Source organism: Fusibacter sp. QWL-12 (genome assembly GCF_058683495.1).
Window position 1 is genome coordinate 2,154,548 of sequence record NZ_CM178745.1, and the last position, 25,094, is coordinate 2,179,641.

The 25,094-nt window shown below is 37.6% G+C and carries 20 protein-coding genes; 15 read left to right on the top strand and 5 right to left on the bottom strand.

All coding sequences use genetic code 11. The features are described 5' to 3' along the window. The first annotated feature begins 91 nt into the window (after positions 1-91). The 7 genes from AC4PID_RS10440 (at position 92) to AC4PID_RS10470 (ending at position 6,937) form a co-directional block, all read left to right on the top strand. Positions 92-538: an NfeD family protein gene (locus AC4PID_RS10440; RefSeq protein ID WP_492131951.1), complete on the top strand. Its 447-nt coding sequence runs from the start codon at positions 92-94 to the stop codon at positions 536-538. Between the two features lie 110 nt (positions 539-648). After that, entirely contained in the window at positions 649-1,578 is a 930-nt protein-coding gene (locus AC4PID_RS10445) for an SPFH domain-containing protein (RefSeq protein WP_492131952.1), read from the top strand. A gap of 310 nt (positions 1,579-1,888) precedes the next feature. After that, positions 1,889-2,257: a DUF2089 domain-containing protein gene (locus tag AC4PID_RS10450; protein ID WP_492131953.1), complete on the top strand. Its 369-nt coding sequence runs from the start codon at positions 1,889-1,891 to the stop codon at positions 2,255-2,257. A 17-nt stretch (positions 2,258-2,274) separates the two neighbouring features. Further along, positions 2,275-2,649: an SHOCT-like domain-containing protein gene (locus AC4PID_RS10455; protein WP_492131954.1), complete on the top strand. Its 375-nt coding sequence runs from the start codon at positions 2,275-2,277 to the stop codon at positions 2,647-2,649. Between the two features lie 12 nt (positions 2,650-2,661). After that, a complete protein-coding gene (locus tag AC4PID_RS10460) occupies positions 2,662-3,645 on the top strand; it encodes a DUF4097 family beta strand repeat-containing protein (RefSeq protein ID WP_492131955.1) in 984 nt (327 codons plus the stop codon). A 26-nt stretch (positions 3,646-3,671) separates the two neighbouring features. Further along, positions 3,672-5,321: an ABC transporter ATP-binding protein gene (locus AC4PID_RS10465; protein ID WP_492131956.1), complete on the top strand. Its 1,650-nt coding sequence runs from the start codon at positions 3,672-3,674 to the stop codon at positions 5,319-5,321. Then, positions 5,318-6,937, top strand: a complete 1,620-nt coding sequence (locus AC4PID_RS10470) for an ABC transporter ATP-binding protein (protein WP_492131957.1) — start codon at positions 5,318-5,320, stop codon at positions 6,935-6,937. The genes AC4PID_RS10465 and AC4PID_RS10470 overlap by 4 nt, the downstream gene beginning before the upstream one ends. A 61-nt stretch (positions 6,938-6,998) precedes the next feature. On the opposite strand, the gene AC4PID_RS10475 is transcribed toward AC4PID_RS10470, so the two are convergent. Beyond that, positions 6,999-8,555, bottom strand: coding sequence for an amidohydrolase (locus tag AC4PID_RS10475; RefSeq protein ID WP_492131958.1), 1,557 nt, complete (start codon positions 8,553-8,555; stop codon positions 6,999-7,001). A gap of 130 nt (positions 8,556-8,685) precedes the next feature. Between AC4PID_RS10475 and AC4PID_RS10480 the strand changes: the two genes are divergently transcribed. After that, positions 8,686-9,942, top strand: coding sequence for an FAD:protein FMN transferase (locus tag AC4PID_RS10480; RefSeq protein WP_492131959.1), 1,257 nt, complete (start codon positions 8,686-8,688; stop codon positions 9,940-9,942). 239 nt (positions 9,943-10,181) lie between these two features. Here AC4PID_RS10480 and AC4PID_RS10485 read toward each other — a convergent pair whose 3' ends face one another. The 3 genes from AC4PID_RS10485 to AC4PID_RS10495 all read right to left on the bottom strand — a co-directional run bounded on the left by AC4PID_RS10485 (position 10,182) and on the right by AC4PID_RS10495 (position 11,854). Beyond that, positions 10,182-11,090, bottom strand: coding sequence for a hypothetical protein (locus AC4PID_RS10485; RefSeq protein WP_492131960.1), 909 nt, complete (start codon positions 11,088-11,090; stop codon positions 10,182-10,184). Positions 11,091-11,304: 214 nt separating this feature from the next. Beyond that, positions 11,305-11,619, bottom strand: a complete 315-nt coding sequence (locus tag AC4PID_RS10490; protein WP_492131961.1) for a YbjQ family protein — start codon at positions 11,617-11,619, stop codon at positions 11,305-11,307. Between the two features lie 16 nt (positions 11,620-11,635). Further along, positions 11,636-11,854: a hypothetical protein gene (locus tag AC4PID_RS10495; protein ID WP_492131962.1), complete on the bottom strand. Its 219-nt coding sequence runs from the start codon at positions 11,852-11,854 to the stop codon at positions 11,636-11,638. 433 nt (positions 11,855-12,287) lie between these two features. On the opposite strand from AC4PID_RS10495, the gene arcA reads away from it, so the two are divergent. The 6 genes from arcA to AC4PID_RS10525 all read left to right on the top strand — a co-directional run bounded on the left by arcA (position 12,288) and on the right by AC4PID_RS10525 (position 19,788). Then, positions 12,288-13,523 carry an arginine deiminase gene (gene arcA / locus AC4PID_RS10500; RefSeq protein ID WP_492131963.1) on the top strand — a complete coding sequence of 412 codons (1,236 nt, stop codon included), beginning with the start codon at positions 12,288-12,290 and terminating at the stop codon, positions 13,521-13,523. A gap of 95 nt (positions 13,524-13,618) precedes the next feature. Beyond that, positions 13,619-14,611 (top strand): ornithine carbamoyltransferase, encoded by a 993-nt coding sequence (gene argF / locus AC4PID_RS10505; RefSeq protein WP_492131964.1) that lies wholly within the window; start codon positions 13,619-13,621, stop codon positions 14,609-14,611. 34 nt (positions 14,612-14,645) lie between these two features. Next, positions 14,646-15,584, top strand: coding sequence for a carbamate kinase (arcC, locus tag AC4PID_RS10510; protein WP_492131965.1), 939 nt, complete (start codon positions 14,646-14,648; stop codon positions 15,582-15,584). A 248-nt stretch (positions 15,585-15,832) separates the two neighbouring features. Then, positions 15,833-17,245, top strand: a complete 1,413-nt coding sequence (locus AC4PID_RS10515; RefSeq protein ID WP_492131966.1) for a sigma-54 interaction domain-containing protein — start codon at positions 15,833-15,835, stop codon at positions 17,243-17,245. A 190-nt stretch (positions 17,246-17,435) separates the two neighbouring features. Next, positions 17,436-18,479 (top strand): 3-oxoacyl-ACP synthase, encoded by a 1,044-nt coding sequence (locus AC4PID_RS10520; RefSeq protein ID WP_492131967.1) that lies wholly within the window; start codon positions 17,436-17,438, stop codon positions 18,477-18,479. Beyond that, on the top strand, positions 18,460-19,788 hold the full coding sequence (locus AC4PID_RS10525) for an acetyl-CoA hydrolase/transferase family protein (RefSeq protein WP_492131968.1): 1,329 nt from the start codon (positions 18,460-18,462) through the stop codon (positions 19,786-19,788). The genes AC4PID_RS10520 and AC4PID_RS10525 overlap by 20 nt, the downstream gene beginning before the upstream one ends. A gap of 157 nt (positions 19,789-19,945) precedes the next feature. Here the strand turns inward: AC4PID_RS10525 and AC4PID_RS10530 are convergent, their stop codons facing one another. Then, complete coding sequence (locus AC4PID_RS10530) at positions 19,946-21,145, bottom strand: FprA family A-type flavoprotein (RefSeq protein WP_492131969.1); 1,200 nt, start codon at positions 21,143-21,145, stop codon at positions 19,946-19,948. 354 nt (positions 21,146-21,499) lie between these two features. Here AC4PID_RS10530 and nifJ point away from each other — a divergent pair, with 354 nt between their 5' ends. After that, the gene (gene nifJ / locus AC4PID_RS10535) at positions 21,500-25,033 is read left to right on the top strand and encodes a pyruvate:ferredoxin (flavodoxin) oxidoreductase (protein ID WP_492131970.1); all 3,534 of its coding nucleotides are present in this window, start codon (positions 21,500-21,502) and stop codon (positions 25,031-25,033) included. The last annotated feature ends 61 nt before the right edge of the window (positions 25,034-25,094 follow it).

The following is a 25,094-nucleotide window of genomic DNA, read 5'->3' on the forward strand; positions in this document are numbered from 1 at the left end:
AAACGATATGTATATAGAAGTGATATTTTTATTATACATGATATGCGCTATCAAATAAATATTAGACTTCACGATTTATTAGGAGGGTACTATGAGTGGCGAAACATTATCTATTATTTGGGCAATTTTAATTGTCTTTTTCACTGTAGTTGAAGCTTTTACCTTAGGGCTTACATCGATTTGGTTTGCAGTAGGTGCCCTGGTAGCGTTAATTGCATCTGCAATTGGACTTGGATTTGCAGTTCAGTTTATTGCATTTGTCGTTGTTGCAGTGGTGCTATTAATCTACACAAGACCAATCGCTAGAAAATTCTTGAAAGTCGGTCAAAATAAAACCAACGTAGATGCACTAATTGGTAAAACAGGTTTTGTAACAAAAGCCATCGTTTCAAGAGAAGTTGGACAAGTTAAACTTAATGGTCAGATTTGGACGGCAAAGGGCTTAGGTCATGAGTCATTCGATTTGGATGAAGAAGTTGAAGTGGTTGCAATAGAAGGCGTTAAACTAATCGTTAAGAAAATTGAAGGTGCAAACTAAAGCGTTGTGGCTTCATTAAAGTATGATTAGAAATGCGCATTTAAGCATTGTTTAATCACGAAAGTGATATAATGTAATATATATATTAATATGATATTTAGGAGGTTTATATGGGTTACTTAATTGGTGTCGTTTTGGCACTTCTGTTCTTACTGTTAGTTGCTTCAAACATTAGAGTTGTACCACAATCTAATGGATATGTCATTGAACGTCTTGGCGCGTATATGACAACTTGGGAAACAGGCTTACACTTTAAAATTCCTCTCCTTGATAGAATTTCTAAGAAAGTTTCTTTAAAAGAAATGGTTGCTGATTTCCCACCACAACCTGTAATTACAAAAGATAACGTTACTATGAAAATTGACACTGTTGTTTATTATCAAATCACAGATCCAAAGCTCTACACATATGGCGTTGCAATGCCAATCGTAGCAATCGAGAATTTAACAGCGACAACACTACGTAACATCATAGGTCAGCTTGAGCTTGATGAAACTTTATCTTCAAGAGATATCATCAATACTCAAATGAGAGCCATCCTTGACGAAGCAACCGATCCATGGGGCATTAAGGTAAACCGTGTTGAGCTTAAAAACATCTTACCACCAAAAGACATTCAAGATGCAATGGAAAAACAAATGAGAGCAGAACGTGAAAGACGTGAATCGATCCTTAGAGCAGAAGGTGAAAAACGTTCAGCAATCCTTATCGCAGAAGGTAAAAAAGAATCGGTAATTCTTAGTGCAGAAGCTGAAAAACAAGCTGCCATCTTAAGAGCTGAAGCTAAAAAAGAAGCTCAAATTAGAGAAGCAGAAGGGGAAGCAGAAGCTATCCTTAAAATTCAAAAGGCAACTGCAATGGGTCTTGATATGATCAAAGAAGTTCATGCAGATCAATCTGTATTAGCACTTAAGAGCTTTGAAGCACTTGCAAAAGTGGCTGATGGCCAAGCAACTAAGTTAATTATTCCAAGTGAATTAACAAATGTTGCTAACATCGTTGCTAGTATCAAAGAAGCTGCAACTTTGGACAAAGCATAATAAGTCGGTGTGCTGAAGAATTAAAAAATAGTATATACCAAGAGATATTGTTCATCTTAAATATTAGGTGGATAATATCTCTTTTTATTTTGCACAGATCGGTTTCTTTTATCAAAATTAATCGTAAAGTTAAGAATCTTAATCGCATAATATATGTGATTCATTAATTTAACGGATGAATTAATATTATTAATTGAAAAGTTAGAATAAGGTTAAAATGTTCAATATGATATTGATTATATTGAAGAAAAGGTGTAGTTTAGCATTAAGAGGAAAAAGTGAATCAGTTTTGCAACACGAGAGGTGAAAAATGAAAAGAACAGTATTGGGAAGATGTCCTGTATGTAGCTCAAAGCTAAAAGTTGTACGACTACAATGTGATCATTGTAAGACAGGTATTGACGGGAATTTTACATTAGACAAATTTAGCTATCTTAGCGACGAACAAAAAGAGTTTATTGAAATATTTGTGAAGAACAGAGGCAACATAAAAGAAATTGAAAAGGATCTTGGCATTTCATATCCAACGGTAAGGCGTAACCTAGATCAAGTAATCGAAGCACTTGGTTATAGTGTTAAACCAAGTGAAGAAGAAGTGAATAAAAAAGACATCTTGGAAAAGCTAAGTACAGGAGAGTTAACATCTGAAGAGGCTTTGAAAAAGCTTCGCGGAGAATAGTGTAAGAGGAGGCTATTATGCAAGAAGATCAAATGAAAATACTTAAGATGATTGAAAATGGTACTATAACAGCTGATGAAGGGATGAAACTTCTTCAAGCTATTGGCGGTAGTGAAGAAAAGAAAAGTAGTACTAACCGTAATTCAAAACCATCGCATGTGAGAATTTTGGTAGAAAATGAATTTAAATCTAAACCCGTAACTGTTAAGCTGCCTATTGGATTGTTTAAAGCGGGAATAAAATTCGGAGAAAAGTTTTCGCCAGAGTTTCAAGGTGCAATGTCCGAAGTTGACTACGATGCTATTTTGACAGCGATCAACGAAGGTACAATGGGTGAAATAATGTCAGTTGACACAGATGACGGCAGTCACGTCAGTATTTTTATAGAATAGAGGGCGATGCATATGAGTGATAAATTAGAAATCCTTAAAATGATAGAAAGTGGTCAAATTTCAGTCGATGAAGGGCTTCAGATGATTGAAGCACTTGAGCAAACAGAAAGGATAGAAGAGGATGTCCGAGAAGAGCTATATAGTGATCGAATGGCCGATGATACCAATATTGAGTCAGAAATCTACGGAGAAACCATCAGAACCAGTGAGTTTAAAAATTTTGATGTATCCTTAGTAACGTGTAAGTTAAATGTTGAAAGATCAAATGTGGACGAAGTTACAATTGAGATCTTAGACAATCACACAAGAGAGTATGTCGATAAACCAGAATGGTTACATTTGAATGAAGAACAGGATACGATTTCCATCAAAGAAAAAAGAACGTCAAGCTTAACTGATATCTTTGACTTCTTCAAAAGCGGCAGTGGCCTTAGTAAATCCGTCTATATTAATGTAAAACTACCACTTGAAATGGTAATCGATAAAGGAAAATTTTCAAACGTATCAGGAAGCATTTCATTACTTGGTGTTAAATCAGTAGACCTAGAAGCAAGATCGGTTAGTGGCAAAGTCTATGCGGGTGATATCAAAACACAAACCTTACAGCTTAAGTCCACCTCTGGTTCGGTGACCGCAGATAACGTAAAGGCTGCGAAGCTTTATCTCAACTCAACTTCGGGCAAGGTTAAGTTAAACGGGAATGCACACTTAGTCGAAGCCAAATCCGTGTCGGGGGCATGCGAACTTCAAATTGGATCGATGTTAACGAAACTAAAGACCAGTACCGTATCGGGCAGCTTAAAAATGTACCTTGCCGAACCTGAAATATTCAACTTGAAGTTCAATACCGTTTCGGGTGGTATCGATACAAATGGATTCGCGATCGTCGATAAATCTAGTTCAAGTAAAAAATCGGTTCAAATAGACAACCGTTCAAACGATCACTTTATCGAGGCAAGTACAGTCTCTGGCAAAATCGTCATCGATAAATTTTAGTACAACATATAACAGCGGAGGCGACAATGAAATCCTTACTCTTAAAGAGAAAAAGAGCTTTTATTATTTATATCATTGCCTGCTTTTTCCCGGTTATCGGTCAATTGGCTGGTAACTTTGGATTTGCTAAGTTAATTGGAGTTGTGGAAGCCAAAAGCTTCCACGATTTCTATATTTCTATAGGCATAATGTTGATAATTGTAGTTTCTACATCACTGCTACAGCTTGCGTCGCGATTTCTAAGAATTCGTTTTATGCGAGATACACTTTTAGATATTAGAAAACAAGCATTTGACAAGATTATGAGCTTTAGCTATGCGCACTTTAGTAAAAAATCTAAAGAGGTCTACATATCCAATCTTGTAAATGACATCAACAACTTTGAACAAATATTTTTCCATAGATTATTAAACGTAATATTTTATACTGGGGTTTACTCAGTTTCACTGATCATCCTTGGCTTTTACGATTTGAAATTTGCAATAGCGATATTTGTAGTGTCTTTAGTGGTTTTCTTTATAACGAAATCATTTGAAGGAAAGACAGTGAAAATTCAAGAGGAGGTTTCAGAAAATAATGAAGCCTTTACATTGAAGGCGTCAAACACATTCAACGGACTTGAAATTCTCAAGCTCAATAATATGGATGATAAATTTTTAGATCAAACCATCGATGCCATCAATAAAGTTGAAACGAAGCGCTTTCATTTTACACTCTTCACAGAAGCGCAAAGAGGTTTAACGAACATTCTAAGGTATGTGATATTTGTAGGTATCTTGATGTATTTGATTATGCAAGCCTTTAATGATGTGAGTTTAACCCGAATTACCTTCATGATTCAATTGGCAAATGGCTGTGTTTGGCCGATAGGTCAAGTTATGCCGATGTTCAATGAGTTAAAGGCAACCTTAAAGATTTATGAGAAGATTACTGTAAGTGACGAGCTTGCTGATGAGAATCATTCAGGTACAGTGCCTTTTGCGTTTGATAATCAAATCGTTGCAGAGAACTTAACCTTTTCTTATGAGGATCACCGCATACTGAACAGCGCTAATTTTTCTCTAAAAAAAGGACAAAAGTATCTGTTAAAAGGAGCGAGTGGCGCAGGAAAGTCAACATTAATCAAATTGATCTCAAAAGTCTATGAGGGCTATGAAGGAAAAATCACAATGGATGGTTTTGACTTCCACAGCCTTTCCACAGAGGATTTCAATCAAAATGTCTCGTTTATCTACCAAGATGTATTCTTATTTGAGGATACACTTCGCAACAACATTACACTTTACAAAGAATATAGTGATGAAGCAGTTGAAGAGGCGATTGCTAAGTCCGGTTTAAAAGAGTTAGTAGATTCCTTCGAAATGGGTCTAGATCATAAAATACAAGAAAATGGAAAGAACCTATCAGGTGGTCAAAGACAGAGAATTTCCATCGCAAGAGCAATTATTAAAAAGAGTCAAATCCTGTTTGCAGATGAAGCAACCTCAAGTCTAAATGAAGAGCTAGGACGCGCTATAGAGGATACCTTACTGACGCTGGACGCTACTGTGATCGCAATTTCCCATCGCTTCTATGAGGGGATTACAGAAAAATACGATGCCGTTTTGGAGCTTAAAAGTGGCTTGCTTCAGGAATATCCGAGCGAGGTTTATTTTAAGGAGGTAGTGACAATATGAGAAAACAACTCAAAAAAGCCTATCCCTTTTTAATACTTGCAGCGATAGCGGGGATTGCGGTCTATGCTGTCGATGGATTAGTTAGCATTCAAATTATGAGAGCGATAGATGCCGTTATGGCGAAAGATAAATCATTGATGTTTGATCATATCAAAACGATGCTTTTATTAGCCGGTGTTTTTGTTCCTACGACACTGCTACTGGCTTATTTGAAAGGGATCTATAAGAAAAAGGCAATTGTAACTGCAAAGGCGTACTATATTGATAAAATTTTTGATAAAGAGATCAACCAGTTTCAAGCTGAAAATACAGCGCTATATTTAAGTGCATTAACCAATGATGTTTCAAATGTAGAGATGAACTATATTGACGGGATTTACGAAGTTGTACTCAATACCATGAATTTTATCGTTGGAATCGTCGTTATCGCTTATGTTAGTCCAGTTGCACTTGCAGTCGGTATCTTACTTGGACTTTTGGGACTTGTCGTATCCGTGATTATGGGTAAACCCTTACAGCTACATCAGTCTCACCGAAGTGAATACTATAAAGACTATACGATTTATATTAAAGAGTTTCTAGGCGCATTTAATATCATTAAATCGAATAATTTAGCAGATAAAGTAAGAAGCGATTTTTATGGTAAATCGGAGAAAATCCAAGAAAAGGGATACATCATCGACAAAATTGTATCTTATATTAGTGCTACTCAGAACTTCATTATGATGTCGATCATGTACGGCCTCTTGGCGTTTTCAGTATGGATGGCACTTAAAGGGAATCTGACATTAGGTGGTGTTATTCTTATCGTAAACAACATGGAAAAAATTATGTTCCCACTGATGCAGATTAGTGAGTGGCTACCAAAGGTACAGTCAACAAAGGGCATTTTTTCTCGTATAGATGAAGTTCTTGAGAAGAAGGTGGATCATGAAGAAACGCTACCAGTGGGCGATCTAAATGATAGATTGAGCTTTGACGATGTGAGCTTCTCTTATGATCAAAATGCAGTGCTTGAAGAGGTTGCGTTTGAGTTTGATAAAGGAAAGAAATATTTAATCGTCGGTCCAAGTGGTGGTGGCAAATCCACTATCTTAAAATTGGCAAGGAAGTATTTTAATCCTTCTAAAGGACAAATCAAATACGATGCACTGGACTTGAAAAATGTACTAAAAGAATCCTATTTTAAGCAAATCTCTAATATCGAACAGGCTGTATTTATATTTGAGGATACACTTAGAAATAATCTCACATTATACAAGCAGTACGATGATGCTGCAATTGATGAAGCTATTCGAAAAGCTGGACTTTCAGACTTCATTAGCAAGTCGGAGGAAGGTCTTGAAAGAATGTTATACGATAATGGTAAAAACATCTCTGGTGGTGAAAAGAGTAGAATTGCAATCGCGAGAGGCTTACTTCAAAATGCAAACATACTGATATTAGATGAAGCATTTGCTAGTCTTGATGGACATGTTGCTAGAGAGATTGAGGAAACCATTTTAAATTTGAAAGACGTTACGGTGGTTAACGTCAGTCACGTACTATTCGAGCAAACTAAGGAGAAGTACGATAAAATCTTCTTGGTTAAAAATAAAAAGGTTTATGCGATATAATTACGCGATATTAAAGTAAAGAAGCTGACAGGTTATATAAAATATAATCTGCCAGCTTTTTTTATGCCCTACTGAAAGTACACTCGCCACCGATATAGGTTTTCTCAACTTTGGCATTTAATAGTTCAGTTGGATGGAGGGTTTCAAGAGACTTTGAAACAGCAAAGAAATCTGCCATAAACCCTGGTTCGAGTTTTCCCTTTATGTGCTCCTCATAAGAAAAATAAGCGCCTGCTGTTGTGTAAGCATCAAAGGCCTCTTTAAACGAAATGCCTTCTTCTTTAAAATAAGCCAAACCATCAGGCCTTTCCCTATAAATGGCATAATATATACCGCGCATAGGATTGGGATCTTCCACAGGCGCATCAGATCCAAATGCAAGTGCAATGCCTTTCTCGAGCATTGTCTTGTAAGCGTAAGAGGTTTGAGCAAGCTCAAGCCCAACTCTTTCTGGAACGATGGTCATATCGTATTCGAGAAAAACTGGTTGTACCAGAGCACTAACGCCTTGTTGTGCCATCTTTGAGATCAGATCATTGTCCATGATTTGACAGTGGATAATACTATTTCTACCCGTTGAGACATTTTCAAATAATGAAAGTATTAATTCTATGGTAGCATCGCCAATGCCGTGTATCGCAATATCCAGTTTGGCTTCTTGACAAGTTTTTATGAGTTTACGAAGCGCCTCCTCCGAGTGAATATAAATCCCGTTTTCATTAGGCGCATCGTAATAGCCGTTTCTAATCTTAGCAGTTCGAGATCCTAAACTACCGTCTGCTAGGATTTTTAGAGGACCATCTGTATATCGACCGTGTTTTTTGTTTTGTTTATAGCCCTCGTAAATAGCCGATTTTAATAAATCAGGTGTAAAGAATTGACTTTGTTCATTGACCCTAATTTTTAGCTTGTTTTGATCCACGAGTGATTTAAAAGCTTCTTGTACGATCGCAAAGTTTTCTTTTTCAACCATGATTAAGTCATCGGTTTGAACGGATGTAATCCCATATGCCATGAGGTGATCTTGTGCCGTTTCGACAAAGGACATCAATTGCTCTTTAGTGGGTTCAATTTTAACAAGTCCTAGTGCATTTTCACGAAGGATGCCAGTGAGTTGGCCCTCAACGCTATCAATTGCACCGCCTTCTATCGACATGTCTGCAGTTAGTTTAAAATGCGATATGGCCTTAGAGTTTAAGACTGCGATATGACCACAGGTTCTGTACAAGATAACTGGACGATCGCTACAGCAAGCGTCAAGATCGTATCTATTGGGGAGACGTTTTTCTTTAAAAAGATCCTGATTCCAGCCCCTACCGGTAATCACTTTGAAGTTGTGCTTTAAACAGTAGGCTGAAAGTTGCTCTTTAAGTGCGTCGATACTATCAACATCACTTAAAAGACATTGAGAAATTGATGCGCCATAGCCCATGAGGTGCATGTGAGAATCGTTGAAACCAGGATAAATGATATAGGAAGAAAGATCTTCAAATACGACCTCTTCGTCTAATTTAGGGGATTCGGTCGTAATCGATATAATCAGTTCATCTTTTGTAAGGACATAGCTTGGTGTCGTAGTCGTCGGATAAACACCAGCAACCTTAAAGAGCTTATTCATATGCATCTCCTTTAAAAAGTATTTACAATTATTATATATTGTTGAAGATGACTTGTCAGTGTATTATGGTATAATGGTAAGGTGCTGTTATTGTAAAATAAATCACAATGTATTGAAATTAGGAGGAATAATGAAATATAGTAAACCTATAGTATTGGGTATGAGTTTACTGTTATTGTTAAGTGGCTGTTCAAATGCTGTAGATGATAAAGAAGCATCAACTGAAACCACTGTCGCAATTACATCTGAAGCGGTTACATCAGAAGCGGGTTCGGAGTCGTCTTCTGAAGCAACTACAGAGCAAACTTCTACAGTAGAAGGAACAACGGTTGCTCAAGAGTCAACTGAAGCGACGACTGAAAATAAACATGTCATCGTTAGAACTGAATCGACTATAAAAAATGATTCAAAAACAAATAGTATTATCACATCACAAGAAAGCTATCAGCTAGGAACATACATTACTTTGAGTATCTATGCAGATCAAGAAGTGCCCAACAATGTGTTTGACGATTTGTTTAATTTGATCGATGAGTACGAATACATGGTTTCAAAAAATATCTCAGGTACTGAGCTTGACTTAGTCAACAAAAACGCAGGGATTGCGCCTGTGAAGGTATCAAGCGATATTATAGAAATGGTGAATCTCGGTTTGAAATACGCTAAAGTATCAGAAGGCCGTTTCGATATATCGGTTGGACCGATCGTCGATTTATGGGGAATTGGATCAGATTCAGCAAGACTACCAGGAGATTCTGAGATTCAAGCACTTATGAAGTACATCGACTATAGTAAAATTGTAGTAGATAAAGCAGCATCAACGGTTTACCTACCTGAAAAGGGCATGGAGATCGACTTAGGTGCAATAGCGAAAGGTTATATCGCTGATCGATTGAAAGACAAGATCCAAGCAGAAGGCTATGATAGTGCAATTATCAACTTAGGCGGTAATGTTTTAACCGTTGGAAGAAAGCCAAATAGCGACAACTGGAATATAGGCGTTAGAAATCCTGAATCAGATGCAGGTTCAACGATGGGTATTCTGAAATTGGTTGATAACTCAATTGTTTCTTCAGGCGTTTACGAAAGATTCTTTATACAGGATAATGTTAGATATCATCACATTATCAATGCTTTAACGGGTTACCCAGAACAAAATGACATGTTATCTGTTTCTATCGTTTCTGATCGATCGGTTGATGGTGATGCATTGTCGACCACGACGTTCTTACTTGGACTTGAAAAGGGTTACAAGTATATAGAAAGCTTAGATGGCATTGGTGCTGTATTTATCATGAAGGATCACTCAGTTTATGTTACAAGTGATTTGGCGGATAAGTTTACACTAACGAATAAAGAATATACCATTAAAACATTACAGCCATAAAATCTATGTTGTAACCTGTAATATTAATCCGGAATCGTATTCAAATGTAAATGATTTAAGCCTAGTAAATGAAGCATATATAAACTAAAACGATCAAAAACTAAAGCTCTATGAACCGACTCTGCGTTCATAGAGCTTTTATTTTGAACTAAGCATGGAAACATAAGAAAAGCGCAGTTCATTTGAACTGCGCTTTGTTTCTGATTAGCTGGTTGTTGTTTGCATTTCTCTAATCAATACTATTTTAATTTAAGTGCTTTCTTAGCTAATTCAATAAAGTTACCAACTTTGATAGAAACGCCAGTTACAGCATCTGTATGACCATCAGCATCAGTTAAAGTAATTTCATCTAAGCTTTGTGTATCTACTAAGAAATTCTCTACCATAGCTGCTTGTTCATGCCATTCAGAAGATGCTTTACCGATTGAAACCATACCGTAATCGCCATCGATTGAAGCAGTTTTCTTGTCTTTATCTGTAGCTTCGCTTGTACCATTCCAGTTAGCAGCTACGATAAATCCGTTGATTACTGTGAAAGAAGCGTTTTCTTTCCAGCCTGAATCACCAAAAGCAGCGTCTTCAGCGTAGAAAGTACCATCAACATATGGACCAGAACCTACTGGACCAGCAGCTAAAGCTTCTTGAGTTAAGTCAACGAAATCACTTACGTGAATAGAAACGCCAGTAATAGAATCTGTGTGACCTTCAGCATCTGAATAGTTAAGACCTTCAAATGATTGGTTGTCGATTAAATATTGCTCAGTAAGAGCAGCTTGTTCATGCCATTCAGCTTGAGCTTTACCGTAAGCAACCATGTTGTATTCGCCATCAGCAGAAGTTGTCTTTTTGTCTTTACCTGCAGTAACGCTTGCGCCGTTCCAATCTGCAGCTACGATTTTACCACCTGTAACTTCGATTGTAACAACTGATTTCCAACCTGATTCAGCATCAAATGTTGGTTGAGTTGCGAAATAGATACCGTCAGCTAATTCGCCGCCAGCAGTAGTCGTATCAGCTGCAGTTGTATCTGCTGCTGTTGTTTCAGCTGCTGTAGTTTCTTCTACTGCAGGCTCTTCGTTTTTACCACATCCAATAAATAAACTGCTCACCATTAAAAGAACGAGCAATAGACTTAATAATTTCCTCATAAGCCACCTCCTAAGTGTTTTGCAAACAACCTAAACCTATTATATCAAAAGATTTAAATAAAGCAATTTTTATTAAGGAAAATTGATACTTTTTTAACGTTAAAAAAGGAAACATTTGAGAAATGCTTCCTTAGCTTGCAATTACTTGTGTATAGAATTTTTTTTATCGTGAAAACGCTTATAAAAGTAGCAACTTATTTCCAATTATAGGTTGTTACTCGAGGGTAACGGCAGTACCGTAAACCATAATCTCTGCAGCGCCTTGTACCACACTACTTGAAGCATATCTGATGTTCACAATAGCATCAGCACCCATTGCAGTTGCTTCTTCTACCATAAGCTTAGTAGCGATTTGTCTTGCTTCATTAAGCATTTCACTATACTCTTTCATCTCGCCGCCAACTAAGTGTCTGAAAGCAGACGTTATATCTTTTCCGACGTGTCTCGCTCTAATGGTACTCCCTTTGACAAGTCCAAGAGTTGATGTGATTGTTTTACCTGGAATATCAGGTGTGTTCACTAATAACATAAAACCTCCTATAAGACTAGTATTTTTTATAATCATCGCCTTCGGATTTTGAAGTTTTATAACGATCCAAAATCAAGGCAACTATAAGCAGAATACCGACGATCAACAAACCAATTGCAAGAAAATTAATGACTTTGGCCAAGATGTAGGCACTTGGAAAGAAACTAATAATAATGCCTATTCCAAACATTGCGACTAAAAAGGTAACAAAAAGGATACTTGTTGTTTTTATCATATAACCAACCTCCATTTCATTGCTCCGAAAGGGGCTTATTTCATCTTTATCATAACAAATCTAAGCGATTTAGTTATTAAAAAAGGATTAAACTTTAACTCAAATTTATAAAAATTAGAGAAGTGTAGACCAGTTAAAAAAAAACAACAATCATTAAAATATTTTATTAATTTAAAAAAATTTTTATACATCTCAGTAAAAGCACAAAAGACAGAATAGACAGACAATTCAAAAGATTTCTACCGATTCCGACAATTATAAATTGTTTATACAATGCATGAATATGCAAAATAATCCGAAAATTCTTTCAACGACACGCAAGCCTTGAAAATAGATGCTTGTAAATATTTTAACAACGGGTGTATACTATAATTGCTTCAAAGAAATATGAATAAATTACCATATAATTACAATCCAAACTGAAAGAGGTGCAATGATGAACCAAAATGGCTTACAGGTCTTTTCTGAAATAGGAAAGCTGAAAAAGGTTTTGCTTCACAGACCAGGTGAGGAAATAGAAAATCTAACACCATCACTCATGAATCGTTTGCTATTTGATGATATTCCATATCTTAAGATAGCTAGAGAAGAGCATGATGCATTCGCGGATGTGTTTAGAAAAAATGGTGTTGAAGTCTGTTATCTTGAAGACCTAATCTCAGAAACGTTAAAGGATGCCAATTTGAAAGAAGCTTTCATAGAAGAGTTTGTTTCAGAGGCAGGCCTAAAGAATCGTTTAAGAATAGAGCAGGTTAAGGACTATTATAGGGAGTTCGGTGATAATAAATCCATGATCGACAAAATGATGTCAGGGATTCGCCGTGAAGAGTTACAACCATCTGGACTAAGATCGCTATCGGACTTAGTTGATATGGATTACCCCTTTATCGTAGATCCAATGCCTAATTTATACTTTACAAGAGATCCTTTTGCAACCGTAGGAAATGGCATAACGCTGAATAAGATGAGAACGATAACAAGATGTCGTGAAACCATATTTGCGAAATACATCTTTAGATTTCATCCAGATTATCGTCATCACGACATACCGTTTTGGTATGATCGTGAAATGAAAAATTCGATTGAAGGTGGCGACGTACTGGTTTTAAGTGAAAAAGTAATTGCAATCGGTATTTCTGAAAGAACAGATGCAGATGCAATTGAGCTGTTTGCTAAAAACGTTTTTTCTGATGGACAACCATTTGAAACCATATTGGCCTTTGATATCCCTAAAAGTAGAGCGTTTATGCATCTGGATACGGTATTTACCATGGTAGATCATCAAGTGTTCACCATTCATCCAGAAATTGAAGGCCCGTTAACCGTCTATTCTCTCAGACGTACAGAGCGTAAAGGCGAGTACAAAATTGAAAGAGAGTATCAAACGCTAGAAACCATATTGAGTAAATACCTTGAAGCCGACTCAGTGAAGCTAATTCGCTGCGGTGGTAAAAAGGGAATCGATGCAGGTAGAGAACAGTGGAATGATGGTTCAAATACACTTGCCATCGCACCTGGTGAGGTTATCGTCTACTCTAGAAATCACGTAACTAACAGATTGCTAGAATCAGAAGGCATAAAGCTTCACGAAATACCATCATCAGAGTTATCAAGAGGACGTGGTGGTCCAAGGTGCATGTCTATGCCACTTTTTAGAGAGCGGTTATAAATTTGCTAATTAACGGTTTTAATTTTACTGATTAACGTAGGTAACAAACACGCAACGCGTGATTAAGATTATATATGATCAACTAGGAGGATATTATGCCAGTTAATTTAAAAGGAAGACATTTATTAACATTAAAAGACTTTACACCAGAAGAAATCAGATATCTTTTAAATTTGTCTAGTGATTTAAAAGCAAAAAAAAGAGCAGGTATTAGAGGCAACTTACTAGATAGAAAAAATATTTGTCTATTATTTGATAAAACATCAACACGTACAAGATGTGCATTTGAAGTGGCTGCATTTGATGAAGGTGGTACAGTGACTTTCTTAACCAACAGTCAAATGGGCAAAAAAGAAAGCATTGAAGATACTGCAAAAGTACTCGGTAGATACTATGACGGTATCGAATACAGAGGTTTTAAACAATCAACAGTAGAAGAGTTAGCAAAATACTCTGGCGTTCCAGTATGGAATGGCTTAACTGACCTTTATCATCCAACTCAAATTTTAGCAGACTTCTTAACAGTGATGGAGCATGTTGATAAGCCGCTCAATAAAGTGAAGTTCGTCTATGTTGGTGACGCAAGAAACAACATGGGTAACTCTTTAATGATCGGTGCGGCTAAAATGGGAATGCATTTTGTGGCGCTTGCACCAAAAACATTGTGGCCAGAAGAAGCACTTGTAGAAGAAATGAAACAGGTTGCTAAAGAGACAGGTGCAGTCATAGAGCTTTCTGAAGACGTCGCTTCTGTAGATGGTGCTGATGTACTTTACACAGATGTTTGGGTATCGATGGGTGAAGAACACTTATTTGAAGAAAGAATCAAAATGCTTAAGCCTTACCAAGTTAATATGGACATGGTAAGAAAAACAAACAATGAAAATGTGATTTTCATGCATTGTTTGCCAGCATTCCATGACAATATGACTGAGATTGGTGCACAAATCGAAGAAAAATACGGAATCAAAGAAATGGAAGTTTCTGATGAAGTCTTTAGAAGCAAGCATTCAGTCGTATTTGATGAAGCAGAAAATAGAATGCATACTATAAAAGCAATTATGGTTGCAACGATTGGCAACTTGTAAGATCAGTGACTAAACTAACTCGGAGGCAACTTACATGAATAAGGATAAAATCGTCGTTGCTCTAGGTGGCAATGCTTTGGGAAATTCGCCTGAAGAACAATTGATGCTTGTAAAAGGAACGGCTAAACCGATTGCAGATCTAATAGAAGCTGGTCATGAAGTTATACTGGCTCATGGCAATGGACCACAGGTTGGAATGATTAATCTCGCAATGTCAACTTCAGCCGCGTCTGAAGCTAAAACGCCAGATATGCCTTTCCCAGAATGTGGTGCGATGAGTCAAGGCTATATCGGCTATCATCTACAAAACGCAATCAGAGAAGAACTCTTAAATCGTAATCTCAATATCCCAGTTGCAACAATTGTAACGCAAGTAATCGTCGATAAAGAAGACCCTGCTTTCAATCATCCAACAAAACCAATTGGTGCATTTTATACTAAAGAAGAAGCAGAGCTATTAATTGCTCAAAAAGGTTATACTATGGTTGAAGATGCAGGTAGAGGCTATCGACGTGTGGTCGCTTCTCCAAAGCCGATCGATGTGGCAGAAAAAGAAACCGTAGAAGCTTTGGTGGAAAAGGGACATATCGTCATCACGGTAGGCGGTGGTGGTATCCCAGTGATTAGAGAAGGCAATCGACTTATAGGCGTACCCGCAGTAATCGATAAGGATTTTGCATCAGAAAAAATCGCAGAGCTACTGGACGCGGATTATTTGATCATTTTAACTGCTGTAGAAAAAGTAGCGATTAACTATGGTAAGGAAAATGAAAAATGGTTGTCTAAGCTTACCGTGGATGAAGCAAATCAATATATTGCAGAAGGACATTTTGCACCGGGAAGCATGCTGCCAAAGGTTCAAGCTGCTCTTCAATTTGCAAATTCTAAGCCTGGAAGACGCGCATTGATTACATCACTTGAAAAAGCGAAAGATGGCATTGAAGGTAAAACAGGCACCATGATACAAGTATAAAAATTGAGTCGTTTGAATATCTACTATAAATTCCCAAGTTTATAAATTTGATTTAAGATAAACTCATAAAGTCCTTCATCGGTTTTGAATAGATTCCAGATGAAGGACTTTGTTTTTATTTGAAATTCAGTTTTTCTAAGCTTTATGGCATAAAACTTGCGTGTTATTATTTTCAACCTAGCCATATGAAACATTCTTTAAATGTTTTATAATGTAGAAAATGAGAAAAAGATAGCGAGCGTGATGATATGAGTAATTATACTGGAGAAATAGGTAACTTAACAGACGATTTGTTTATCAAAAGGCTTCATCAAATTTTCGATCCGATTTCAGTACCCATCATTATGGTGAATAAAGACACTGAAGTTGTAATGATCAATGAGTCTTTCGCAGATTATCTCGGATATCCGAGAAATGAGATTATCGGGAAAAAAGTTGCAGTACTCGATCCAAACACGCGTTTTCCATATGTCATAAAAAACAAGCAACCTGAATTCAATCATAAGCACAAGTTTACAAATGGACATACGGCACTTGTGCATAGAATTCCTGTTCTAGATGATGATGGAGAAGTTGTTTTCGGGTTTGGAATGGTCATATTTGATGACCTAAAGAAGTTGCAAGAGGTATTAGAGAAGAACAAGCTTTTAGAGGGCAAGCTCTTGATTTACCAAGAAGAATTAAAGAGCATGCGTGGTGCGAAATACTCTTGGGGATCGATTATAGGCAATTCGATTATCATGCAGGACGTTAAAGGGATTGCAGCTAAGGCAGCTAAAACGGATTCCAACGTCTTGATTATCGGCGAAAGTGGTACGGGAAAGGAATTGTTCGCCCATGCCATTCACAATGATAGTAAGAGATTTGACGGACCATTTATAAAAATCAATTGTGCAGCCATTCCTAAGGATTTGTTAGAATCAGAACTCTTTGGATATGAGGAAGGTGCATTTACAGGTGCAAAAAAACAAGGCAAGCTCGGAAAGTTTGAACTTGCAAATGGTGGCACCATCTTTTTAGATGAAATTGGCGATATGCCCTTGGACATGCAGGTAAAGATCCTCAGAGTGCTTCAAGAAAAGGAAGTAGAACGAATCGGTGGCAATAAGACCATCCCTATTGATTGTCGAATCATCGCTGCAACCAATAGAGACCTTGTAGAACGCATTAGAGAAAATGAGTTTAGAGAAGACCTTTACTATAGACTCAACGTCGTAAATATCGAGGTACCACCGCTAAGACAAAGAAAAGAAGACATCGAGATCTTAACTCTTAAATTAATGGAAAAGCTTTCGCACTCACTGGGAAAGTTTGTTAGCAATATTACTGTGGATGCGCTTGATTGCCTTAAAACCTATAATTGGCCGGGCAATATAAGAGAGCTTGAGAATGTCGTTGAACGTGCTATTAATATGACAGAAGGTGAAACCATTGAAATTCAACATCTGCCATCGTTTATCATCGCACACAACCCAAATGAATCGAAAGAAACGACTACTCTAACCAGTTTAAGACATGCTGTAGAGGAAGTTGAAAAGGCGACGATTTTAAAATCTTTAAAAGCGGTTAATTACAATAAATTAAAAGCGGCGAAAATTTTAGGCATCAGTCGTACGAGTTTATATGAGAAAATTGAGAAATTTAAGCTAGAAGTTGAGTAAAGTGTAAGGGAGTGTTCACAAAACTGTTGTACAAATTGTGGACACTGTCTTTTTTTTGTACAGTTTTTTATACACGATTCCAATAAAAATAGTCTCTTATCTGCAAATTTGTTTTGGCACGACTCTTGCGTATTCTAAAAAGCAAACAAGAGTTGTAATGAATTGCATAAAGATTTAGGAGGCTTGGCAGATGAAAAGAAGATCTGTTGGAATCGTAGGAACCGGTATATATATTCCGGAAAATGTTATTACTGCTAAGGAAATCGCTGAAGCGACAAATGGCGTTTGGGCAGAACAAGCAATTATAGATAAGTTAGGTTTTACACAAAAGCCGATTCCTGGAAAAGGGGATGGCACACAAGCGATGGGTGTAAAAGCCGCATTGGATTGTTTAAAGAACACAGGGGTAGATCCTTTAGAAATAGACGTCATCTTATGTATGGGTGAAGAATGGAAAGAATATCCACTGACCACATCTGCGATCTATATCCAAGAGCAAATCGGTGCAAAAAACGCATGGGGTATAGATGTTCAAAACCGTTGCTGTACGACAGTAACCGCTATGAAGATGGCAAAGGACATGCTTGTAGCAGACGAGAGCATCAATACCATCATGGTTTGTGGTGGTTATAGAAATGGTGACTTCGTAGACTACAGCGATAAAAACATGTCGATGATGTTTAACCTTGGCGCAGGTGCTGGCGCAATTATTCTTAAAGCGGATTATCATAAAAACTTGCTTTTAGAATCTCATATTATGTCTGACGGTAGTATGGCGAGAGATGCTGGTGTAGAAATCGGCGGTATCGAACATCCGATTACGACAAGTAACTTAGGAGAAGCATACAAATCATTAAGATTGATGGATGCGGACCACATGAAAAACAGACTCAACGACGTTTCTATGGACAACTGGATGAAATGTATCGATTTGGCATTTAAAAAATCTGGCGTTGAGAAATCAGAACTCGATTACTTAGCAGTACTTCATTTTAAGTACTCTATGCATAAACACATGCTTGACCTTCTGGGATTAGAAGAAAGCCAATCTATCTATCTTAGTGAATTCGGTCATATAGGTCAAGTAGATCAAATATTGTCTTTACATTTAGCCGAACGACAAGGGAAACTTAAAGAGGGGTCGGTCGTGTCTATGATTGCGGCAGGAATCGGTTATGCATGGGCAGCTAACGTAATAATTTGGGGAGAAAGGGGTGAAGGTAGTGTTGAGTAAATCAGAATACCAGAAGAAAGTTGTTCTTGTAAAAGACGTACTTCCATTGATCAGCTCTGGCGACCATATCGTTTCAGGCTTGGCAGGTGCAGAACCTCAATTGATTCTATCCCAGCTTCATAACGAAGCGGATCGATTAAGAGATGTTTCTATCATTACTTGTCTACCAATGGGAACTTACGATTTCTTTGGCAATCCCCAGTATAAGGATGCTTTCACTATGGAAGGATGGTTCTACAGTGGCGCAATGAGAAAATTGCATGCCAATAAGAACATCACCTTTATCCCCAATCATCTTCACTTTGCAGCAACTAAAAGATTGGACTTTAAAAAACCGAAAATTTACATGGGGAACTGTTCACCAGTAGATGCACACGGTTTTGTATCGCTCGGTTTAAGTGCGGTATATGAAAAAGAAATGATCGAAAAAGCAGATATCGTCATCCTCGAGGTTAATCCAAATGTACCGAGAACATTTGGTGATACACTGTTACACTATAGCAAAGTGGATTATTTTATCGAAGCAGATTATCAACTACCAGAACTACCTGTAACTGAACCAAATGAAAAGGATATCAAGATCGGTCAATATATCGCTGATTTAATCGAAGATGGCTCAACGATACAACTCGGCATCGGCGGTATTCCAAATGCAGTCGCTCAAGCACTTAAAACTAAAAAGCATTTGGGCATTCATACAGAAATGTTTACTGATGGTATGGTGGACTTAGTAGAATGTGGTGCTGTAGATAACAGCATGAAATCCATTCATCCTGAAAAAATGGTTGCAGCATTTGCACTTGGTAGCAAAAAGCTCTATGACTTCATCAATGATAATCCAAGTGTAGAAATCAAACGTGGCACATATGTAAACGATCCTTACGTGATCGGTCAAAACTATAAAATGGTTTCAATCAATACGTCTATCGAAGTGGATTTAACTGGACAGTGCTGTTCGGAGTCAGTAGGCTCTAGACAAATCAGTGGTACAGGTGGACAAGCCGATACCGCTATAGGTGCTCAAAACTCTAAAGGTGGTAAATCATTTATCGCACTTTACTCAACAGCAGTGGTTAAAGATCCAGTCACAGGCGAGAAAGTTGAAAAATCTAAAATCGTACCAATTTTAACGCCAGGGGCTATCGTATCCTTATCGAGAAATGATGTGGATTATGTGGTAACTGAATACGGAGCAGTCTCATTGAGAGGAACATCCGTAAGAGAACGCGTTAAAAGACTCATTAGCATCGCACATCCTAAGTTCAGAGAAGAACTGCAAAGTGAAGCAGATGCACTAATGATTTGGTAATTAAGCTATATTCGTCTCCTTTAAATAGACCCTAAACGTAAAGAAGAAACAGGACACCCAACCTGTTTCTTCTTTATTTTATATAATATTCTTATTATTCTTATAAAACAATTAATTAAGACAAAGCCTATTCAAATTTAAAGGCTGTCAATTTACTCTAGTTAAAATCAGAGTTTAATCTCGCAACGATTTCTTTTCCTAAAGCATTTAAAGCTTCGAACTCTACATCCTTAGGCGAGTAGGTCGCTTCGATAGAAGGGCCAATTTTTTCCCAACCAATTTCGTTAACGAATGCTTCGATACCAGAAACCCCGCCACCTGACCACGATTTGTTACCAAATACTGAAATCAAGCGATCTTTAAGACCAGAGTTGCTGAGTTTAGCAAGTACCGTTTCAACAGAGCTAAATACTTTAGTATTGTATGCACATGAGCCGATAACGACAGCTTTGTATTTCCAGATCTCACTTAAAATATAAGAGCTGTGTGTTTTAGAGGCATCGAATACTTTAACATTTTTAACGCCGTTTTCAGCGATGATACGTGCAAGGTAGTCAGCCATTTTTGCAGTGTTACCATACATAGAACCGTAAACGATAACGACGCCGTGCTCAGCTTCAAAACGACTCCATTTGTCGTAAAGTTCAACGATTTTCGATGGGTTAGTACGCCAGATCGGGCCATGCGTAGGTGCGATCATTTTAATGTCTAAGCCACCTAATTTTTTAAGGCTTCTTTGAACCATTGGGCTGTATTTTGCTACGATGTTACTATAGTAGCGTCTTGTTTCATCCTCATAAAATTCAAAATTTATTTCGTCGTCGAAGATACCGCCGTCTAAAGCACCAAATCCACCAAAAGCATCCATAGAGAAGAGGACGCCTGAAGTTTCATCAAATGTCATCATAGTCTCTGGCCAGTGAACCATCGGTGTTAGATAGAACGTTAATTTGTGTTTTCCTAAGTCGATAGAATCCCCATCGCCTACTTCATAATAATTACGCGTAATGCCATAAAAACCTTCTATAAAAGGAAAGGTCTTTTTATTACCTACGATTTTCATATCTGGATATGCACCTAAAAGAGCGAGCATCGAACCTGAATGATCGGGCTCCATATGATTGACGATTAGATAATCTACTTGTCGATCGCCAATGATTTCTTTTATTTTCTCAAGGTACTCTGTTGTCTTGTTAAACTTTACCGTATCTAGAATGGCTATCTTTTCATCGTTGATCAGGTATGAGTTGTATGCCACACCTTTTTCCAATGGCCAGTAGTTTTCAAATAGAGTAGTCTCTCTATCGTTGACTCCTATCCAATGGATATCTTCTCTAATACTTAATCTACAATTCATTCTTCACCTCATATTTGTATTTACCTAACAGTAGTCTTTTAATGCTTTTATTATAGAATAAAATTGCAGGTTATGACAGACTATTTTTGTATTTAATAATTTACAGTTTCGAATTGTATACAAAATACAGATATGCTATAATACTAAATGTAATCGAAATGGCTATAGTGGTTTACATCCTGAACATTCTTATATATAATGTACTTGAACTTTAGTAATAGAGGTAGTTGACCATTGTGTCAAATGATTAACAAAATGTAGCATAAGGATTGGGAGTACGTTGATTGACAGGGATGTATTTTGTATACTATACTGTTTCTGTAATCAATGATGATTAAAAGGAGGCTATTTTTAATGGGTAAAAAAGTAATGAAAACCATGGACGGTAACACGGCTGCAGCATATGTATCATATGCGTTTACTGATGTTGCTGCTATCTACCCAATTACACCATCTTCAAATATGGCAGAAGCTGTAGATGAATGGGCGTCAACTGGGAAAAAGAATATTTTCGGCCGACCTGTAATGGTATCTGAGCTTCAATCAGAAGCTGGTGCTGCAGGTGCTGTTCACGGCTCTTTGCAAGCAGGTGCTTTAACGACGACTTTTACAGCGTCACAAGGCTTGCTATTAATGATCCCAAATATGTACAAAATCGCTGGTGAGTTATTACCAGGTGTATTCCATGTAAGTGCTAGAGCACTCGCTTCACACGCACTTTCTATCTTCGGCGATCATTCAGACGTTATGGCAGCTAGACAAACTGGTTTTGCTTTCTTGTCTTCAGGTTCTGTACAAGAAGTTATGGACCTTGGTGGTGTTGCTCACTTAGCAGCTATCAAAGGAAGAGTACCATTTGTTCACTTCTTTGACGGTTTCAGAACTTCACACGAAGTTCAAAAAATCGAAGTTATTGATTACGCAGAGTTCGATAAATTAGTTGACCACGAAGCAATCAATGCATTTAGAAATGGCGCATTAAGCCCAGAGCATCCAGTTACAAGAGGTACAGCTCAAAACCCTGATATCTTCTTCCAAGCTAGAGAAGCTTCTAACGGTTTCTACAACGCTGTTCCTGAAATCGTAGTTAACTACATGAACGAAATCAACAAAATCACTGGTAGAGATTACAAGCCTTTCAACTACTATGGTGCTCCAGATGCTGAGAGAATCGTTGTAGCGATGGGTTCTGTAGTTGAATCATTAGAAGAAACAATCGACTACTTAAACGCTAAAGGCGAAAAAGTAGGTATGATTAAAGTTAGATTATACAGACCATGGGCACCAAAATACTTCTTTGATGTTTTACCTGCTACTGTTAAAACAATTGCAGTATTAGATAGAACTAAAGAACCAGGTGCAGATGGCGAGCCATTATACAAAGACGTAAGAGCTATGTTCTACGGCAAAGAAAATGCACCTGTTATCGTTGGTGGACGTTATGGTCTTGGTTCTAAAGATACTACGCCTACTCACCTTAAAGTTGTATTTGACGAAATGAAAAAAGAAAACCCAGCTAACGGCTTTACACTTGCAATCAACGATGATGTGACTCACCTTTCTTTAAATCCAGAAGAGAGCATCGTTGCTGAGAGCGAAGGCACTATCCGTTGCAAATTCTGGGGTCTTGGCTCTGACGGTACAGTTGGCGCTAACAAAAATGCGATCAAAATCATCGGTGATAAAACTGACCTTTATGCACAAGGTTACTTCTCATATGACTCTAAAAAGTCAGGTGGTATCACAGTTTCTCACTTAAGATTTGGTAAAAACCCAATTCGTTCAACTTACTTGATCGACGAAGCGGATTACGTTGCATGCCACAATCAATCATATGTATACCAATATGATTTATTAAAAGGCCTTAAAAAAGGTGGTACGTTTGTTCTTAACTGTAAATGGAATGAAGAAGAATTAAATGCACTTCTTCCAGCAGCTATGAAAAAATATATCGCAAGCAAAGAGATCAAATTCTACACAATCGACGCTACTAGCATCGCTGAAGAAATCGGTCTTGGAAACAGAATCAACATGGTAATGCAATCTGCATTCTTTAAACTTGCTAACGTTATCGATATCAATGACGCTGTTAAGTACCTTAAAGAAGCAATTGAAAAATCATATGGAAATAAAGGTGCTAAAATCGTTGAACTTAACAACAAAGCTGTTGATTTAGGTATCGATAGACTTGTAAAAGTTACAGTTCCTGCTGATTGGGCAACTGCTGAAGAGTCAACTGGCGTTGAAGCTAAAGGCGAACCAACATTCATTAAAGAAATCTTAAGACCAATCGCTGCTCAAAAAGGTGATGATCTTCCAGTAAGTACATTCAAAGGCTATGAAGATGGTACTTTCGAAGCTGGTACTGCTGCTTATGAAAAACGTGGTATCGCAGTTAACGTTCCAGAATGGCAAATCGACAACTGTATCCAATGTAACCAATGTTCATATGTCTGCCCACATGCAGCTATCCGTCCTTTCTTAATCACTGAAGAAGAAAAAGCGGCAGCTCCAGCAGGCTTTGAAACAAAAGGTGCAATCGGTAAAGGTCTTGAAGGTTTACAATACAAAATTCAAGTTTCTCCATACGATTGTACAGGTTGCGGAAACTGTGCAGACATCTGTCCATCTAAAAACAAAGCATTAATCATGAAGCCAATCGAAACTCAAGTTGAAGTTCAATCTGAAAACTGGAATTTCGCAGTTGCTCAACCAATCAAAGATGACAAAATGGCTCTTAACACAGTTAAAGGCTCACAATTTGCTCAACCATTATTCGAGTTCTCAGGCGCTTGTGCTGGTTGTGGTGAAACACCATATATCAAAGCAGTTACACAATTATACGGTGACAGAATGATGATCGCGAATGCTACAGGTTGTTCTTCAATCTGGGGTGGTTCTGCTCCTTCTACACCTTATACTAAAAATGCTAAAGGACAAGGACCAGCTTGGGCGAACTCATTATTTGAAGACAATGCTGAATACGGATACGGTATGGCGCTTGCTGTTAAAGCAATCAGAGCTAATATGGTAGAAAGATTCTCTGCACTTGTTGAAATGAACATTGACGAAGCTGTTAAAGCACCATTCGTTGAGTGGTTAGGTTGCTACGAAGATGCAGAAGCTTCAAAAGTTGCTTCAGCTAAAATTCTTTCAGTACTTGATGCAAACGTAGATGCTGCTGCTAAAGAAATCCTTGAGTATGCTAGAAACCAAAAAGACTACCTAGTAAAACGTTCAGTATGGATCGTTGGTGGTGACGGTTGGGCATATGACATCGGTTTCGGTGGTCTTGATCACGTTCTTGCAAGTGGCGAAAACGTAAACGTTCTTGTATTTGATACAGAAGTTTACTCAAATACAGGTGGACAAGCTTCTAAATCTACTCCAGTATCTGCAGTTGCTAAATTTGCTTCAGCTGGTATGAGAGTTAAGAAGAAAGACCTTGGTATGATCGCTTCAACTTATGGCTATGTATACGTAGCACAAGTTGCTATGGGCGCTAACCAAAACCACTTCTTAAAAGTGCTTCAAGAAGCTGAATCATATGATGGTCCATCATTAATCATCGCTTACGCACCATGTATCGCTCACGGTATCAAAACTGGTATGGGCACAACACAAAGAAGAGAAAAAGAAGCTGTAGATGCAGGTTACTGGCATCTTTGGAGATTTGACCCACGCGTTAAAGCTGAAGGCAAAAATCCATTCTTCCTCGATTCTAAAGAGCCTACTACTAGCTTCCAAGACTTTATCCTTGGCGAAACACGTTATACAATTCTTCAAAAACAATTCCCTGAAGTTGCAAGTGACTTGTTCAAAGTAGCTGAAGAGAACGCTAAAGATAGATATGCTGGCTATGTAAGATTAGCTAAAATGGAATACTAAGAGTAAAAAGATAAATTAATGCTATAAATTAACACTTTAAGGCTGTCGAAAGACAGCCTTT

Coding starts and splice junctions, on each gene's coding strand:
- AC4PID_RS10450 (WP_492131953.1), top strand. CDS start 1,889: ATGAAAAGAACAGTATTGGGAAGATGTCCTGTATGTAGCTCAAAGCTA.
- arcC (WP_492131965.1), top strand. CDS start 14,646: ATGAATAAGGATAAAATCGTCGTTGCTCTAGGTGGCAATGCTTTGGGA.
- AC4PID_RS10480 (WP_492131959.1), top strand. CDS start 8,686: ATGAAATATAGTAAACCTATAGTATTGGGTATGAGTTTACTGTTATTG.
- AC4PID_RS10455 (WP_492131954.1), top strand. CDS start 2,275: ATGCAAGAAGATCAAATGAAAATACTTAAGATGATTGAAAATGGTACT.
- AC4PID_RS10485 (WP_492131960.1), bottom strand. CDS start 11,090: ATGAGGAAATTATTAAGTCTATTGCTCGTTCTTTTAATGGTGAGCAGT.
- argF (WP_492131964.1), top strand. CDS start 13,619: ATGCCAGTTAATTTAAAAGGAAGACATTTATTAACATTAAAAGACTTT.
- nifJ (WP_492131970.1), top strand. CDS start 21,500: ATGGGTAAAAAAGTAATGAAAACCATGGACGGTAACACGGCTGCAGCA.
- AC4PID_RS10495 (WP_492131962.1), bottom strand. CDS start 11,854: ATGATAAAAACAACAAGTATCCTTTTTGTTACCTTTTTAGTCGCAATG.
- AC4PID_RS10460 (WP_492131955.1), top strand. CDS start 2,662: ATGAGTGATAAATTAGAAATCCTTAAAATGATAGAAAGTGGTCAAATT.
- AC4PID_RS10470 (WP_492131957.1), top strand. CDS start 5,318: ATGAGAAAACAACTCAAAAAAGCCTATCCCTTTTTAATACTTGCAGCG.
- AC4PID_RS10530 (WP_492131969.1), bottom strand. CDS start 21,145: ATGAATTGTAGATTAAGTATTAGAGAAGATATCCATTGGATAGGAGTC.
- AC4PID_RS10440 (WP_492131951.1), top strand. CDS start 92: ATGAGTGGCGAAACATTATCTATTATTTGGGCAATTTTAATTGTCTTT.
- AC4PID_RS10475 (WP_492131958.1), bottom strand. CDS start 8,555: ATGAATAAGCTCTTTAAGGTTGCTGGTGTTTATCCGACGACTACGACA.
- AC4PID_RS10515 (WP_492131966.1), top strand. CDS start 15,833: ATGAGTAATTATACTGGAGAAATAGGTAACTTAACAGACGATTTGTTT.
- AC4PID_RS10520 (WP_492131967.1), top strand. CDS start 17,436: ATGAAAAGAAGATCTGTTGGAATCGTAGGAACCGGTATATATATTCCG.
- AC4PID_RS10445 (WP_492131952.1), top strand. CDS start 649: ATGGGTTACTTAATTGGTGTCGTTTTGGCACTTCTGTTCTTACTGTTA.
- arcA (WP_492131963.1), top strand. CDS start 12,288: ATGATGAACCAAAATGGCTTACAGGTCTTTTCTGAAATAGGAAAGCTG.
- AC4PID_RS10465 (WP_492131956.1), top strand. CDS start 3,672: ATGAAATCCTTACTCTTAAAGAGAAAAAGAGCTTTTATTATTTATATC.
- AC4PID_RS10490 (WP_492131961.1), bottom strand. CDS start 11,619: ATGTTATTAGTGAACACACCTGATATTCCAGGTAAAACAATCACATCA.